Consider the following 15134-nt stretch of genomic DNA (forward strand, 5'->3'; position numbering starts at 1 on the left):
AATGAATATGTTGGCTTGCGATTCGAAGACGTGCAAGTTCCCAAAGGGGCGAGCATTTTATCAGCCGAAATTGAGATGGTCGCAAGAGGCAAACGCAGCGAGAGTTTGACGGCCAAGATTTGGGGTGTGAATGACGGGAATCCCTCCACTTTCAGTGGTAGCTATAAGAATATTTCCAGTCGGCCTCGGACAACAGAAGTGTCATGGTCACGAGGCCCGTTTACTGATCAGGAAGTGATCAAGACTGTCGACATCTCTCCCATTGTTTCGTCTTTGGTCTCCCGCTCCGATTGGAGCGCTGGTAATGCGATGGCTTTTGTGATTCAGTCGATAGTGAAAGGAACAGAAGGCGTTTATTCGGTGAATGAGAGCCCCTCTCGCGCGCCGCTGCTCCGCATTACCTACAAGGGCGCCTATCAGTCTGGGGCCATCACGGTGCGCCAACTCCTCAAGCAAACGGTGGATGCGTTCACCGCAGGTGGCTACACACCAATTTCTGGCACCCTAGGTGAAGCCGCTCGCTATTACCGCGGGGAAGCGGTGCATTATGGTCGTGTGCGTGGCAACCCTCGTCACTACCTGTTCCGCACTTCGCACCCGGAAAGTTATACTGGCGGCACCGATGTGTTACCAACTGGTTGTCCGGACTGGGCATCGAGTGACTGGAGCTGTCGTGACGAGTATGTGGATGGTAACCCGGTGTATATCAGTCCAATTGATGATGTGTGTGGCACCAATCATATCGTACTGCTCTCGGACGGACAGCCGAATGCGCACACCAGTGATACTGCGGCCTTTATCAAGACGATCATTAATCAAAGTTGCGCGTCTGGTGATGGTGGCCGGGATTGCACACGCAAATTAGCAAAATTTTTGGCCAACCAAGACCAAGCAAGCTGGGTGAGCAACTCACAGCATGTGGTGACCCACACCATCAGCTTTGCCGAGAATATTACGTTCCTGAAGGAGATTGCGGACAATGGCGGTGGTCTGTATCGGGCTGCCTATAACAAAAAAGATTTGCTGGATGCGTTTCGTGCCATTGTGAGCAACATTCAGGATGGCAGCCGGATTTTCGTGTCAGCCGGTGTGTCGGTAAACCAATTTAACCGATTAACGCATCGTGATGAGTTGTACTTTTCACTTTTCCAACCAGATACGGATGCAACATGGCCTGGCAATTTGAAACGTTACCGGATTCATGAGGGCGTCATTTTGGACTCCCTTGGCGTGCCAGCGGTTGACTCGGTGAGTGGTGGCTTTATTCCAACGGCCAAAAGCTTCTGGTCAAGCGTGGTGGATGGCGATAAAGTTCCTGTTGGTGGTGCTGCCGAACAATTGACCACGACTCGGAATGTCTATTCCAATGTTGATGGAAGTGCCCCGTTTGACTTGACCAACTCGGGCAACCGCGTCACCGAAAGTAACATTAGCATCACGGAAAGCATGTTGGGCGCTGGAAGCTCGAGTGAACGGGACGATATTCTCAAGTGGGCCCGTGGCATTGATGTGAAATCAGGGAGTGGGGCTGCCCGTAAACAATATGGAGACCCGTTGCACTCCCGGCCGTTTGTGGTGACCTACAATGATGGCACTTCGACGGGCAAGACGCTTGTCTTTGTTGGCGACAATCATGGCTATTTGCATGCGGTGAACGCCACGGACGGGACGGAGGCTTGGGCTTTCATTCCAAAAGATCTGCTGGCCAATTTAAAAACCTTTATGAATGACGGCACGCCGACAAATCATATCTATGGTCTGGATGGGCGCATCACACTGTTCATGGACGATGCCAACGGCAACGCGATGGTGGATCCAGGCGAAACAGCGATATTGTATGTCGGCATGCGTCGAGGTGGACGGAACTACTACGCGTTCGACATCAGTGATCCGGCGAAGCCCAAGTTACAATTTGTGATCGAAGGTGGTGTTGGTGATTATAAGGAGCTTGGTCAAACTTGGTCCGGCATGATCCCGGCCAAAATTAAATGGAATGGTGCAGATCGCGATGTCGTCATTTTCGGAGGGGGCTACGATCCGAATCAGGATGTCGCCGGTCCCTCATCAACGGACTCGATGGGCCGTACCGTTTATATCGCCGACGCAAGAACTGGACAAAAGCTTTGGGATGCACGCATCGACGCTCAAGACCCGGCGATTGGTGTGTCGGCGAAGGCCAACATGGATTACTCGATTCCGGCCGATATACGGGCCATCGACATTACGGGACATGGTTACGTTGAGCACATCTATGTTGGCGATATGGGCGGACAAATATTCCGCTTTGATGTCAACCAAAACAACTCAGGCGCAGCTGATTTCGCCGTCGGGGGCCGTATCGCGTGGTTACACGATGGCTCAGGTGCTTCGGGGAATCGTCGTTTCTACAATGCCCCGGATGTCGCTGTGATCAAGCGGCCGCAATACAAAGATTTTGTGGCGGTCAGCATTGGTTCCGGCTATCGGGCGCATCCGTTAGATACCGTCATCAATGAGAAATTCTATGTCATCCGAGACATTTGGGTGTTGGATGGCAAGCAATTTCCACTGCTCGGTAGCAAGGACTTGCGCGATAGCGATCTGGTCAATGTCACGGCCATCGTAGGCGATAGCAATGGCGATGGTACCAGTGACGCATTGGATCTCATCGAAAATAGCACGGCGAAAAAATATGGCTGGTATATTCAGTTCAATGAAGCTGGCGAGAAGGTATTGTCTGACTCCATTACCTACAACAACACCGTTATCTTTACCACCTACATTCCTGCAGGTGGCAGTACGGTGTCGGCGTGTGCGCCGGCAGAAGGTAGTGGGCGCGCCTACGCACTCAGCATCCTTGACGGCGAGCCAAAACTCGATCTCAATGGCAACGGCGTTTTGGATGACACAAAGCCATTGCCCTCCGTCAACAACTGTGCTGATGGTGACTATTGCCGAGATTTGGGGCGCGGTATCCCGCCGAGTCCATTAGTCATCTTTGAACCGACGGAGGCGTCTGTATGTTTTGGTACCATGTGCTTTGATGATATGTTGTTTACCTCGGGCGAACGGTTGCGTTCGATTAAGTGGCGCAGACGGACAGATTAATTGTGAGGCAAAATGATGCGTAATCGCAAAGCATTTACATTAATAGAATTGCTCGTGGTGGTGGTGATCATTTCGGTGATCGCCGCCTTTGCCATTCCCAGTTACCAAAACTATATTGTCCGAACAAAACGGGCGGCTGCGATGGCAGCGCTCGTTCAGGCAGGACAGGCACTTGAACGTTATAAATCAGCGAACAACGGTCGTTATACCGGCGCGACGCTTGGTAGTGGCGGCATCTTTGCCGATCAGGTGCCAGTGGAAGGTGGCAAACCTGATTACACTTTGTCGTTAGAGGTGACGCCGACGAGCTGGACATTGACAGCAACCCCCGTGAGCGGCGGCACGCAGGCCGGAGATGGCGCTTTAACCTACGATAATGCGGGCAATAAGACATGGAAAGGGAAAAACTGTTGGCCCCAATCAGGCAATAGTTGCTAGTCGGCACAAGCAGGGGGTGTGGGAATGTCGGGCTGTGTGACGACTCGCAGCCGGCCTAGCTTGGTGAGCACAAGTTGATTCACAAGTAGCATGTTGTTGTTTTTGATACAGAGAGTGAATGTGCCGTTTTGGTGGTCGGTCATACCCGTCGAGGTGTAGGTGAGTCCTGGGCGTGGCCGAAAACTTCTCCAAACCGCACATGCCGTCTGTGTTAGCGCATCGAACTGCTTGAGTATGGGCTCGTCAGGCTGTCTTTCTTGATCTCTGTTTTTGTCGATAAACACGAGCCGGAGGTTGTGCCAGTCGTTGCTGCAATGTTGTTTATCCGGGCTGGCGCACCAAGTCACAGCCGTTTGATGCACAAGCGCTTGGTGTTGTGCGAAACGAAGTTCACTCATCAAATGATTGGTTAAGGAAGCCAATTGTTCACGCGCGACAAGCCAAGACCATGAAGCTGATGCATTCTGAGTGATAACACCGATGATGAACAACACGCATAACATTTCAAGTAACGAACGTCCCTGCTGAGTCATATCAAACAAACGTCATATCCATGTGACGGTTGTGGCATACCATATCGGGGGCGAGCCAAACGGTAAAGGCAAACGCGACGGTCGGAGCCGTCGGATTGCGCTGAAATGAGCTTCAGAAATTTCTTAGACTAGCGGTCAGACAAACCATGTTTTTTCAGCTTATAGCGTAGCGAGCGAAAGCTGATGCCAAGCAGTTCTGCGGCTTTCGTTTTGTTGCCACCGGTTTCTTCAAGTGCGGCCAATAATTCACGTTTTTCAATATCGTGTAGATAGTCATCAAGCGACATTCCGGCTGGTCGAGGTGAGCCTGTTGTGGGTGACGATTCGAAAGAGGGACTGCCTGAGATAAAGTCCAAATCGTGAGCATCAATAATTTGACTGTCAGTCAAGGCGACCGCTCGCTCGATAATATTCTCAAGTTCACGCACATTGCCTGGGTAGTGATATTCGGTGAGCCGGCGTAAGGCTTGTCGTGTCAGTTGCATATTAGGTGCAATACGTTTGAGAAAGTGGTTGGCTAGATCAGCAATATCCTGCTTGCGTTTCCGCAATGGTGGGACGTGGATCTCAATGACGTTCAGCCGATAATACAAGTCTTGCCGAAACTGGCCATTTTGAACTAGCTCAGATAAATTTTTGTGCGTGGCGCAAAGAATTCGAACATTAATACTTTTCTCCTTTACATCACCCACCGGTCGAATTGCCTTTTCCTGCAGTACGCGAAGCAATTTCACTTGCATCGCAACCGGCAATTCCGCCACTTCGTCAAGAAATAGCGTGCCACCATTCGCTTGTTCAAACAGTCCGATTTTGTTCTGGTGTGCGCCGGTAAAGGCGCCTTTGACGTGGCCAAACAGTTCACTTTCAATCAGTTCGCTTGGAATGGCGCCACAATTGACTGGTACAAAGGGTCCGTCAGTGCGTGGACTACTGTCGTGAATGAGTCGGGCTACCAACTCTTTTCCCGTTCCGCTTTCTCCATAAATCATGACAGGCGCTTGGCTGCGCGCCACTTTTTGAATGGTGGAGCGCAACTGAATCATGGCTGTCGAAACGCCAAGTAAGCGTTTGGTCGCAGATGCGGGCGCCTGTTTAACATCTTTAGACAGTTTAAGTGCGGTCTCGACCAGTTCACGAAGCTTGTTGATATCGACGGGTTTTGACACAAAGTCAAAAGCACCTCGTTTGAGGGCTTCTATGGCAAGCTCCATATTACCGTGGGCGGTGAGCACGGCCACTGGGCAATTGGGCTGCATAGTCTGGATCCAGTCGATAATATCCATTCCGGTGCCATCTGGTAAGCGCATGTCAGTTAAGCAAAAGTGGTATTCGTTTTTATGGATCTTTTCTTTGGCCTCGTTACAGTTCTCCGCTGTATCAACAGGAATCGACATACGGGAGAAAGTCAATGTGAGCAGCTGTAAAATGTCCGGTTCATCATCGACAATCAGTACTTTGGGGGTGTGATTGATACTCATGATAGGTTCTTATTGTTACCAGCTTGGAAATATATCCGAAAACAAGCGCCGCCTTTTGGGGACGCGACATACTCAATGCGGGCACCATTGGCTTCGCATAATTCCCGCGACAAATAAAGCCCGAGCCCAGATCCTTTAGCTGATGTGGTAAAGAACGGTTCAAAAATGTAGTCACGCAGCTCAGGCTTAATTCCCGGGCCTTCATCCAAGACTTCAAGATAAGGGTCACCGGAATGATAAGCAACCCCCGCGAATATGTGCACATAGGGGCGCCCCGTGTGCTCTGCGCTATGGCGAATGGCGTTATCGCACAAATTGGTCAGTAGTTGAAATAGTTGTCCTTTGTCAAACCGGATCGGAATACTGGGCTTGTCAATGTCTAATTCTATGACTGGCGAATTTTTCTGCGCCAATTGATATTCCTGGACAAATCGTGGGAGCAGTTTAGTGAGATCAACGTCATCAATGCGCGCTTCCTTTCTCTGCGACAGTTCAAGAATGCTGACAATGATGGAGTTCATACGCTCGGTATGATTGAGGATTATCGATATCAATTCTTTCTCTTCTGCGCCCAACTGTTGGCCTTCCGCCAACAGTTGGGCAGCATGACTGACCGCACCAAGCGGGTTTCGCAATTCATGCGCGATACTGGCCGTAAGTCGGCCGAGCGAAGCCAGCTTGAGGTTTTGAGCCGTCTGCGTGATTTTGGCGCGATCTTCGAGAAAAACGATGACTGTTTCTTTGTGTTCCAGCACTCGACGGAATGTGACATCAAGAAGCGGCCCTGTGGTTGTGGCCTTGAGTGGAGGCGGTTCGTACTGGGGGTCGCGTTTGTAATTGCTAAGCGCTTTGGCAAGGTTTGGGCTGATATGATTTAAACGTCTGCCGCGTATTTTTTCCGGCATGCCCAAGAAGCGCCAGGCAGCGCGATTGTGCTGTTCGATACAACCTCTGGCGTCTATGACCAACACCCCAGTCTCCATGTATCGCAAAACATGTTCGTTGAGTTTCCGCATCCGTTCGAGCGCCCGTGCTCGCTCTCTGGCTCTCCGTTCTGATTCGACCGTTTGCCGAGCGAGCATGGAAGCAGTGATGGTCGCAAAAAAATAAATCCCACCGAGAATGCCAGCCTGTATGTATTGATCTGCTGCACCCGCCTGGTTCAAAACACGCAACGTATGTTCACCGAGAATGGCCACCGACGCAATCGCAGCAATAGTGAGAGCGATTCGTGTTGGGAGGAGGAGGCCGACGCCAGCACAAGTGACAATCAATAAAGCGCCCAGTCCACTGGAGACCCCACCACTGGCATGCGTCATCAGAGTGACGCCAACCACATCAATACCAGCGGCAAGAAGGACAATGTTCGCCAGTGACTGTTTCCATCTCGGCAAAATGGCAAACAGAAGCAAATTTACAAGAAGGTAGATAAACAAGATAACCGGAAATAGTGTCGGCGCTTGTGCGCCAAGGAAGACGGGACGGAGTGGTGTGAAATAAACTGCGGCGATTGCCAGAGGCACAAACACTCTGAAGCCGTTGAACACCAAAAAGGCGCGCCAAGCATCGCGCCATAGCTCAAATTTACGGTACGGTGTGGATTTCATTGGCGTTCTTTGATCTTACGATTGCCATCATTCTAGCAAAGATTGCCAAACTTTCGCTTTGACACAATGCGATGTTCGTAGACAATAGGCGTCTTGTCGTAACTAAGCCCTGTCAACAAATGTTGTTAACGTTAGCACAGACGAATGGGTTGGTCGGCGATATTGCGGGCAACACTGAACGTATTATTCAGTTGACTCGGCGTTTTGCCACAGACAAAACGCCTCGTTTGATTTTGTTTCCCGAACTTGCCATCACGGGGTATCCGCCGGAAGATTTGTTGTTGAAACCAGAAATGTCGGCGCGCGTTGAAGCTGCGCTCATCAAACTTAGCAATGCGATTCCGGAACACATATCTCTGCTGGTTGGGGCGCCGGAATATCATGGTGCTAAGCGGCCTTACAATGCATTGTACTTTGTCTCTAGGAATGAGCGACGTGTGGCGGCAAGGAAATGTGCGTTACCAAATTATTCGGTATTCGATGAACAGCGTTATTTTACGGCGGCTCATCAGCCCGGGGTATTGGAATGGGCCGGGCTTCGGATTGGTTTGCTGATTTGTGAAGATGTGTGGGATGACGAAGTGGTCTCAGCACTAGCCGACGAGAAGCCAGATTGGGTATTGGTGGCCAATGCCTCCCCTTACCACAGGGGGAAGCCACTTGAACGACGACAGTTGGTGACACGACAAGCACAAACATTGGCAGCACCATTGGCCTATGTCAATTGGGTTGGTGGCCAGGATGAGCTGGTGTTTGATGGTCGTTCATGTGTGGTGGCGCCCAACGGTCGGCTGTTGGCTTTGGCTTTGGCATGGCGGGAAGACGTTGTCAGTGTTTCTCTCGAACAGCACAAAGTCGCCGTTTGCGAAGATATTATTTGGCCAACGATTCATGAAGAAGAGGATTTGTACGAAGCGCTTAAGTTGGGTGTCCGTGACTATGTGAACAAAAATGGGTTTGATGGCGCGGTCATTGGCCTTTCCGGGGGAATAGATTCGGCGCTGACGTTAGCCATTGCTGCGGATGCCTTGGGCGCGGGGCGTGTCCAGGCAGTGATGATGCCCTATCATTACACCAGTTCCATGAGTCTGGAAGATGCTAAGGAAGAAGCTCAGCGGCTAGGCGTGCAATACGATGTGATTTCGATCGCACCAATGGTGGAGGCTTTTCAAGCAGCACTCGCGCCTTTGTTTTCCGGTACCGAGACAGACGTCACCGAAGAGAATCTTCAGGCGCGGTGTCGAGGCGTATTATTGATGGCGATTTCGAACAAATTCCGTCGTATCGTGTTAACCACTGGAAACAAGTCGGAAATGGCGGTTGGTTACGCTACCTTGTATGGTGATATGGCAGGAGGCTTTGGTGTCCTAAAGGACGTTTTCAAGACTTGGGTGTACCGTCTGGCGCGTTATCGAAATCGGATTTCGCCAGTCATTCCTGAGCGTGTTCTGGAACGTCCACCGAGTGCAGAATTGGCGCCTGGACAAAAAGATGAAGATTCTCTTCCGCCGTATCCGGTCCTAGACGCCATATTGGAAGCTTATATTGAGCAAGATGCTGCTCTGGATGATTTGGTGGCGCAGGGCTTCGATGCCAAGGTGGTTGAACGTGTCATGCATTTGGTTGATATTAATGAGCACAAGCGTCGTCAGGCGCCACCAGGGGTGCGCGTGACAGCACGCGCTTTTGGTCGAGACCGACGTTATCCAATTACTTCTGGCTATCGCTGGCAACCGCGTAAGATTAGGGATTTAAAACCATGAAAAAAATAGAAGCCATTATTAAACCTTTTAAGCTTGACGATGTGCGTGAGGCATTGTCGTCGATTGGGATCAATGGTATGACGGTCATAGAAGTGAAGGGGTTTGGCCGCCAGAAAGGACACACGGAACTTTATCGAGGTGCAGAATATTTGGTGGATTTTTTACCGAAAATAAAAATTGAAGTGGTATTAAGTGATGATCGCGTGGATGAGGCTGTGGAGACGATTCGTCAAGCCGCCTATACGGGCAAAATTGGGGATGGCAAAATTTTTGTGTTAGATGTGGGGCGTGTTGTCAGGATTCGAACTGCAGAAGAAAATGATGACGCGGTATAAGCACAATCAAAGCCCCTACAGGGCCTTGATTGTGCACGGCGAATCAAATAAAGATTTGTCTCGCTTCCTCCAGATTCTCTTTAAAATCTTCCATTTCCGTGACTTCAATATCAGGCGAAATGCCGAGCTTCTCAAAGGCGGGAATTGTCGACCAATCTAATTGCGTGAGTGGGTGGTTGGTGCCGATCAGGCTTTGCAGGTTGGCGACCGTGACTAGATCGCCGTAGTCCGGGCCATCTTGCGAGTCGCGTCCGAAATCAAGGTAAGCGGATGGGACAATCGCCAACTCCTCAGAGAAATCCCAGCTTTTTAGAATGGCCGTACCTATTTGCGGATGCAGCTTTTCGATGATTTCTTCAAGAACATCCTCATTTTCGAGCAGTTCTGGCGTTTCTTCTGCCAAAGTCAAAATTGGCAACACCCCAATTTGGTGGGTCAAACCAGCGAGGGTTGCCTGATCCACTTTAAGCCGCGGATGGCGACTGGCAAGGACTTGGCATATGGCCGCCACTTCGACGCTATGCTCCCAAGATTTCCGCAAAAGACGATCAACCACGTCGGTCGTGGCCTGAAACATTTGTTCCATGGCCAACCCGAGCGCAAGGTTGCGGACAAAGGTAATACCTAGTCGTGTGATCGCGAGCTGTAGGTTATCGACGACGACTCGGCCACGGAGCAAAGGCGAGTTGGCAACCTTGATGATGCTAGCGGCCATGGCCGCATCTTGTCCAATGACTTCGGCCAATTTGTTGGCGGATACTTCAGGATCGTTCACCGCATCCTGAATCTGTAAGGCAACTTCAGGAAGGGTTGGCAAGACCAATTGGTCATTTTCAATGGCTTCCAGAAGTTCCTGTGTGAATTGTTGTTCAAGACTCATCGGTATGCTCGTTGTCAGCTAGGTTGGTGATAATGCTAAGTATAGCGTCATTTTCAAGGACAATCGTTTTTTGTGCTAGCCATGACTTCGGGAGCGAGGCAATGGCGAGTCGGTTCGTATCCCCCAGTGTGACGTAATCGATAATGTCGGCGGTCCCTGTCAATTCTTTTGCAACACAATGTTGTGCGGGGAGTTCGCCAGCCACTTCGACAATGCTCGGTATAAACTTCAGCTTGCCACGATAATGCATCCGCGCAATGATTTCTTGGCCGGTATAACACCCTTTGCTGAAGCTCACGCCGCCTGCCTGAATCAATCCAGCCTCATGCGGTAAGAATTGTTCACTGGTCTCGCCGCGGATGTGGGCAAAACCAGCACTCAAATCTAGGGCATAACCAACAGTCTCCGGGAGAAATTGCGTTTCGTCTGATTCGAGCAGTTGATCACGCATCTCTTCGGTCAATAAATAGAGCTGATGCTGCGGTGACAACGTCATAGCCGCTGGATGACCGAGCAGTGAACTTTCACGACTGTAGAGGACGCCGAGCGTGCTGCAGACAGAGAGTTCTGCTTGAAAAAATACGATGTATTTTTTGAGGTGGTTTAAGAAATTCTCCACATTGTCTGTAGGCACAACGAAAAACAGTGCCTCATTTTTAGCAATCAGACGGAAATTGGCCACCATACGACCTTTCGGCGTACAGACAGCACCGACCGTGCCTTCATTTTCTTGGAGATGTTCCACGTCACAGGTGCTTTGGCCTTGAAGGAAACGTCGTGCATCCTTACCCGTGAGTCGCACGACTGAAAGTGTTGGCATTGGGACGAGAGTCACTTCACTTTTGAGTGTGGAAAGCCACTCAACTGCTGATTGATTTTTGGTCAATGATGGGAGCGGTGAAATATTGGTCGCATTCTTCCAGAAGCACATGGTAAAAGGACGCCTTAAATTTTTGGTACAATAGCACTATTGTAAACTGCTTACGATTTCGGCGCACCGATGAACGAACTCGAGGATCTCCAAATACTCCGCGCGAAAGCAAAATTTGAAAGTCGACGAGGGATGCTGGAGTTGGACGTTTTTTTGCGCTCATTTGTGGAGCGGTATGCTGATGAGTGGGACTACAACGAGTTAATGCAGTACCTACAATTCCTTGAAGCGCCAGATCCCGATTTGTTCGCCTGGTTGATGGGTTATGAAACGCCGCCTAATGAGTTCGAGCACTTGGTAGAAAGTATTCGTATTTTCCGGCAACACAATGGTTGAAAAGGTACAACAAGAGTGGTTGCTTCGTCCCTCATCAGAGCCAATACTATGGCCTGTCACAATTTGGGCGATATACATGATCGCTGTCTTACAGTTGGATGTTGTTCCATGGCTAAAAATAGCGCTGTTTCCACTCCTGATGCCATGGGTCATTATCTACTGGCAGCGATATTGTGCACTTAATGCCTCGAACAGTGTGGTGAAAATCGAGCTCGGTGCCGGAGGGTGGCGTGTGCATTTGGCCAGTGGTGAGACCAAAGAGGTGAGACTGGCTGGAAAACCGTGGTTTGGCATGAATTGGCTCGGGATTTGCTGGCAGGATGCGCGGAAGAAAAAGTTTTGTGCGATTGTCACCCCGATGCGACTTGTCGGTGATTTTAAAGGATTGAGCCGAGCCTTACTCGCTTCATGGCGGTCACAATCAACCCGCTGACGACATGCTATCGATTGGGGAAAGTATAGTGTCTTTTGCGTCCGGAAGCATATGAGGATAATCAAGGCTATAGTGCAATCCTCGGCTTTCTTTACGTCGGGAGGCGCATTCAACGATGAGATCTGCCACCACAACCAAATTGCGCAGTTCCAGAAGATCGCTTGTCACCTTGAAATTGGCATAATATTCGTTGATTTCTTGTTTGAGCAGCTGGATACGTCGGCGCGCTCTTTGCAACCGTTTATCGGAACGCACAATGCCAACATAATCCCACATTAATTGGCGAAGTTCATGCCAATTGTGGGCCACAATGATTTCTTCGTCTGAATCGCGCACCCGGCTTTCGTCCCATTCTGGCGCCCTCGGTGGGGGTGGCATCTCTGTCCAGTGGGCTAAGATGTCGTTGGCCGCGGCTTCAGCAAATACGAGGCATTCCAGTAACGAGTTGCTGGCCATACGGTTGGCACCATGCAACCCTGTACAGGCAACTTCACCGACTGCATATAACCCATCCAGATCCGTTCGGGCATGTAGATCGGTTCGAACACCACCGCAAGTGTAATGGGCGGCTGGCACGATCGGAATTGGCTCTTTCGTGATGTCGATACCCAAAGTCAAACACTTTTCATAGATGGTGGGAAAATGCGATCGAATGAAATCGGCTGGCTTGTGAGAAATATCAAGGTACAAGCAATCGGCCCCAAGCCGTTTCATCTCATGGTCAATGGCTCGCGCAACAATATCACGGGGTGCCAGTTCAGCACGTTCATCGAAATGATGCATAAAACGTGATCCATCTGGTAACTTGAGGATGCCGCCTTCACCACGAACGGCTTCCGAAATTAGAAAAGAACGTGCTTGCGGGTGATAGAGACACGTCGGGTGAAACTGGTTGAATTCCAGGTTGGCCACGCTGCATCCTGCTCTCCATGCCATGGCAATCCCATCTCCGGACGAAATATCCGGGTTTGACGTATAGAGATAGACCTTAGAAGCCCCTCCTGTTGCGAGCACCACAAAACGCGCGCGTAATAACGTGACCTGCTGGGTTTTTGTATTCAGGATATAGGCACCAAAGCAACGGCGACCAGCATCGGTAATGCCAATCGCATGCCGATCGGTGGTGAGCAAATCAACCGCCATAAAATGCTCAAAAATATCAATGTCATCACGAGACTTGACGGCTTGCTCCAAAGTGGTTTCCACGGCTTTCCCGGTGGCATCCGCCGCATGGATAATGCGGCGATGACTGTGGCCACCCTCTTGGTTCAAGTGATATCCACTGGGATTGTCGTGGCCTGGCGAAAACGATACGCCAGTTTCGATTAACCAGCGAATGGCGTCCGGTGCGTGTGCGACTGTATATTCCACAACCTCTTTGTGACATAGACCAGCCCCTGCTCGCAGCGTGTCATTGACATGCGACTCAAAGGAATCTTTATCGTCCAAGACGGCGGCGATACCACCCTGTGCATAGTAGGTTGAGCCTTCCCGGAGCGGCCCTTTGCTCAAAACTGCAATTTTTCCACCTTTGCCTGAGAGGCGAAGCGCCGTGCTCAAACCTGCAGCGCCGGAGCCAATGATAAGGACATCATAAAAGGGGGGCATGGACATCTTGGGCTTCCTGTCAAAGGGCAAGGCGTGTCAATACAAGGGGATATCGCCAAACGTGTTACTATTTTACTCAGAAAAGCATGGTGGGTGCCATATGAACTTTTTTCATCGCTTGTTGTCTAGGTTGGGCAAGCGAGAAAAGGCCCTACGCAGTAGATACAAGCTTGATTTTGAGAAAGGAAGAAGCCGCTATGGCTGCAGAGATTGATAATGAATTGGTGGCACGGGTTCAGCGCGGTGACAAGCGAGCATTCGATCTGTTGGTGCGTAAATACCAACATAAGATTGTCAGTTTGGTCTCAAGATTCGTTTCTGGTTACGAGGAGGCCCACGATGTGGCACAGGAAGCCTTTATCAAGGCATACCGCGCCATTCACAACTTCCGTGGCGAGAGTGCATTTTATACATGGCTATACAGAATCGCGGTGAATACCGCAAAAAATCATATTACGGCCCGAAATCGACGACCAGCCACGTCGGACATTGACAATATAGAGGCGGAACAATATGACTCTGCGGATGCGCTCCGCGACATTGATAATCCTGAGCGCTTGCTCATGCGTGATCAACTGCAGAGAACTGTGCTAGAGACACTTGAAAATTTACCGGATGAATTAAAAAACGCGCTTATGCTCAGGGAATTCGAGGGCCTGAGTTATGAGGAAATTGCGCAACGAATGAAGTGTCCGGTAGGCACTGTCCGCTCTCGTATTTTTCGCGCCCGTGCCGCCCTTGATGCTGTTATCAAACCAATGATTGAAGTGACAGCCGACGAGGTGGCGGGGTGAGGGCATAGGAACCGAGTATGAAAAGAATGGTCAGAACTAGGCATTTTGCCGGGAGTAAAGCGTCATGAAAAATAGTGATCTGGAACGCCTATCCGCATGTATTGATGAAGAAGTTGAACACGCGACTGCGGCGCAGGTGGTTTCTCGAATACTTGAAAGTCGGCAAGGAAAGGACGTTTGGGAACGCTACCATCTGATTGGGGCGCTATTGCGAGGCGAAGTTGAGCGTATTGCCAAACCTGACTTTGCCGATTCAATTCAAGAAAAGATCGCTTCGGAGCCACACGTCCTGACTTCGACAGCGTGGCGCGATGCAGAAAAAGGGACACCGACTGGTTGGGCGAAACGTATTGTTGGCATTGGTATTGCGGCAAGTGTGGCGCTGGTCACCTTATGGACAGGACCGATGTTATTCGAGCGCCCTAGCAGCGAATCCACGATGGTGCATGTTAATCCCTATAATTTGCCGGTGATGCAGGTGACACCAGCGAGTGCGGAAATTTCCTTGCCAGCAACCCGTACCCGCTTAGGGGACAATCCTGAACGCCAGCGGCTGCTGCTCGAGCATATCAAAGCCAGTACAACGGTTGGTTTTGGCGCTTTCACGCCGGTGCTCGAAACCTCACAGTTGCCAGAGCTTTATCAGCAAATGAGTGATACCGAAGCCAGTCACCAAGAAGATAAGCGACAATGATGACAAGGGCCTTGTTTTTACTTTTCCTAGTGCTGATGGCTGGGCAGGTGAACGCACAAAAGGCGCCAGCACTGGAAGAATTGCTGCGCAAGATGGGGGAGAGTCTGAGTGTTTCGAGTTATCGCGCCTCTTATGTCCTGTTTGATAACGGAAAAATTCGGACATTTCGTGTGTGGCATTCGGTTTCTCCGCAAGGCATTATTTTTGAACGGCTTGA

At 50.4% G+C, this 15134-nt stretch carries 16 protein-coding genes; 10 read left to right on the forward strand and 6 right to left on the reverse strand.

The features are described 5' to 3' along the window. Both D6694_06635 and D6694_06640 read left to right on the forward strand, forming a co-directional pair. A partial coding sequence (locus D6694_06635) for a pilus assembly protein PilY (protein ID RMH43761.1) occupies positions 1-3087 on the forward strand: 3087 nt, incomplete at its 5' end. 12 nt (positions 3088-3099) lie between these two features. Further along, positions 3100-3525: a prepilin-type N-terminal cleavage/methylation domain-containing protein gene (locus D6694_06640; GenBank protein ID RMH43762.1), complete on the forward strand. Its 426-nt coding sequence runs from the start codon at positions 3100-3102 to the stop codon at positions 3523-3525. Here the strand turns inward: D6694_06640 and D6694_06645 are convergent. From D6694_06645 to D6694_06655, 3 genes are all read right to left on the reverse strand, one after another. Continuing rightward, the gene (locus D6694_06645) at positions 3522-4058 is read right to left on the reverse strand and encodes a hypothetical protein (GenBank protein ID RMH43763.1); all 537 of its coding nucleotides are present in this window, start codon (positions 4056-4058) and stop codon (positions 3522-3524) included. The two genes, D6694_06640 and D6694_06645, sit on opposite strands and share 4 nt — an antisense overlap. A 128-nt stretch (positions 4059-4186) precedes the next feature. After that, positions 4187-5536 carry a sigma-54-dependent Fis family transcriptional regulator gene (locus D6694_06650; GenBank protein ID RMH43764.1) on the reverse strand — a complete coding sequence of 450 codons (1350 nt, stop codon included), beginning with the start codon at positions 5534-5536 and terminating at the stop codon, positions 4187-4189. Beyond that, positions 5533-7143 carry a PAS domain-containing sensor histidine kinase gene (locus tag D6694_06655; protein ID RMH43765.1) on the reverse strand — a complete coding sequence of 537 codons (1611 nt, stop codon included), beginning with the start codon at positions 7141-7143 and terminating at the stop codon, positions 5533-5535. Before D6694_06655 ends, D6694_06650 begins: the two co-directional genes overlap by 4 nt. Positions 7144-7214: 71 nt before the next feature. Here D6694_06655 and D6694_06660 point away from each other — a divergent pair, with 71 nt between their 5' ends. Together D6694_06660 and D6694_06665 are read left to right on the forward strand one after the other, a co-directional pair. After that, positions 7215-8906, forward strand: coding sequence for an NAD+ synthase (locus tag D6694_06660; GenBank protein RMH43766.1), 1692 nt, complete (start codon positions 7215-7217; stop codon positions 8904-8906). Beyond that, a complete protein-coding gene (locus tag D6694_06665; GenBank protein ID RMH43767.1) occupies positions 8903-9241 on the forward strand; it encodes a P-II family nitrogen regulator in 339 nt (112 codons plus the stop codon). Before D6694_06660 ends, D6694_06665 begins: the two co-directional genes overlap by 4 nt. Positions 9242-9284: 43 nt before the next feature. On the opposite strand, the gene D6694_06670 is transcribed toward D6694_06665, so the two are convergent. After that, positions 9285-10121 (reverse strand): HDOD domain-containing protein, encoded by an 837-nt coding sequence (locus D6694_06670; GenBank protein RMH43768.1) that lies wholly within the window; start codon positions 10119-10121, stop codon positions 9285-9287. After that, the gene (locus tag D6694_06675) at positions 10111-11052 is read right to left on the reverse strand and encodes a folate-binding protein (protein ID RMH43769.1); all 942 of its coding nucleotides are present in this window, start codon (positions 11050-11052) and stop codon (positions 10111-10113) included. Before D6694_06675 ends, D6694_06670 begins: the two co-directional genes overlap by 11 nt. A 69-nt stretch (positions 11053-11121) precedes the next feature. On the opposite strand from D6694_06675, the gene D6694_06680 reads away from it, so the two are divergent. Both D6694_06680 and D6694_06685 read left to right on the forward strand, forming a co-directional pair. Further along, the gene (locus D6694_06680; protein ID RMH43770.1) at positions 11122-11388 is read left to right on the forward strand and encodes a succinate dehydrogenase assembly factor 2 family protein; all 267 of its coding nucleotides are present in this window, start codon (positions 11122-11124) and stop codon (positions 11386-11388) included. Then, positions 11381-11821 (forward strand): hypothetical protein, encoded by a 441-nt coding sequence (locus tag D6694_06685; protein ID RMH43771.1) that lies wholly within the window; start codon positions 11381-11383, stop codon positions 11819-11821. Before D6694_06680 ends, D6694_06685 begins: the two co-directional genes overlap by 8 nt. Here D6694_06685 and D6694_06690 read toward each other — a convergent pair. Then, complete coding sequence (locus D6694_06690) at positions 11810-13429, reverse strand: L-aspartate oxidase (GenBank protein RMH43772.1); 1620 nt, start codon at positions 13427-13429, stop codon at positions 11810-11812. The two genes, D6694_06685 and D6694_06690, sit on opposite strands and share 12 nt — an antisense overlap. Between D6694_06690 and D6694_06695 the strand changes: the two genes are divergently transcribed. From D6694_06695 to D6694_06710, 4 genes are all read left to right on the forward strand, one after another. After that, positions 13428-13643 carry a hypothetical protein gene (locus D6694_06695; protein RMH43773.1) on the forward strand — a complete coding sequence of 72 codons (216 nt, stop codon included), beginning with the start codon at positions 13428-13430 and terminating at the stop codon, positions 13641-13643. The genes D6694_06690 and D6694_06695 overlap by 2 nt on opposite strands. Beyond that, positions 13627-14223 (forward strand): RNA polymerase sigma factor RpoE, encoded by a 597-nt coding sequence (gene rpoE / locus D6694_06700; GenBank protein RMH43774.1) that lies wholly within the window; start codon positions 13627-13629, stop codon positions 14221-14223. The genes D6694_06695 and rpoE overlap by 17 nt, the downstream gene beginning before the upstream one ends. Before the next feature lie 64 nt (positions 14224-14287). After that, a complete protein-coding gene (locus tag D6694_06705) occupies positions 14288-14917 on the forward strand; it encodes a hypothetical protein (protein ID RMH43775.1) in 630 nt (209 codons plus the stop codon). Further along, the coding region (locus tag D6694_06710; protein RMH43776.1) for a hypothetical protein at positions 14917-15134 on the forward strand (218 nt) is incomplete at its 3' end. The genes D6694_06705 and D6694_06710, both read left to right, overlap by 1 nt.

Source organism: Gammaproteobacteria bacterium (assembly GCA_003696665.1).
Lineage (GTDB): Bacteria > Pseudomonadota > Gammaproteobacteria > Enterobacterales.

What these genes read in the sequence shown, in the direction of transcription:
- D6694_06640 (RMH43762.1), top strand. Translation starts at nt 3,100, where the DNA reads ATGATGCGTAATCGCAAAGCATTTACATTAATAGAATTGCTCGTGGTG.
- D6694_06645 (RMH43763.1), bottom strand. Translation starts at nt 4,058, where the DNA reads ATGACTCAGCAGGGACGTTCGTTACTTGAAATGTTATGCGTGTTGTTC.
- D6694_06650 (RMH43764.1), bottom strand. Translation starts at nt 5,536, where the DNA reads ATGAGTATCAATCACACCCCCAAAGTACTGATTGTCGATGATGAACCG.
- D6694_06655 (RMH43765.1), bottom strand. Translation starts at nt 7,143, where the DNA reads ATGAAATCCACACCGTACCGTAAATTTGAGCTATGGCGCGATGCTTGG.
- D6694_06660 (RMH43766.1), top strand. Translation starts at nt 7,215, where the DNA reads ATGTTCGTAGACAATAGGCGTCTTGTCGTAACTAAGCCCTGTCAACAA.
- D6694_06665 (RMH43767.1), top strand. Translation starts at nt 8,903, where the DNA reads ATGAAAAAAATAGAAGCCATTATTAAACCTTTTAAGCTTGACGATGTG.
- D6694_06670 (RMH43768.1), bottom strand. Translation starts at nt 10,121, where the DNA reads ATGAGTCTTGAACAACAATTCACACAGGAACTTCTGGAAGCCATTGAA.
- D6694_06675 (RMH43769.1), bottom strand. Translation starts at nt 11,052, where the DNA reads ATGTGCTTCTGGAAGAATGCGACCAATATTTCACCGCTCCCATCATTG.
- D6694_06680 (RMH43770.1), top strand. Translation starts at nt 11,122, where the DNA reads ATGAACGAACTCGAGGATCTCCAAATACTCCGCGCGAAAGCAAAATTT.
- D6694_06685 (RMH43771.1), top strand. Translation starts at nt 11,381, where the DNA reads ATGGTTGAAAAGGTACAACAAGAGTGGTTGCTTCGTCCCTCATCAGAG.
- D6694_06695 (RMH43773.1), top strand. Translation starts at nt 13,428, where the DNA reads ATGGACATCTTGGGCTTCCTGTCAAAGGGCAAGGCGTGTCAATACAAG.
- D6694_06690 (RMH43772.1), bottom strand. Translation starts at nt 13,429, where the DNA reads ATGCCCCCCTTTTATGATGTCCTTATCATTGGCTCCGGCGCTGCAGGT.
- rpoE (RMH43774.1), top strand. Translation starts at nt 13,627, where the DNA reads ATGGCTGCAGAGATTGATAATGAATTGGTGGCACGGGTTCAGCGCGGT.
- D6694_06705 (RMH43775.1), top strand. Translation starts at nt 14,288, where the DNA reads ATGAAAAATAGTGATCTGGAACGCCTATCCGCATGTATTGATGAAGAA.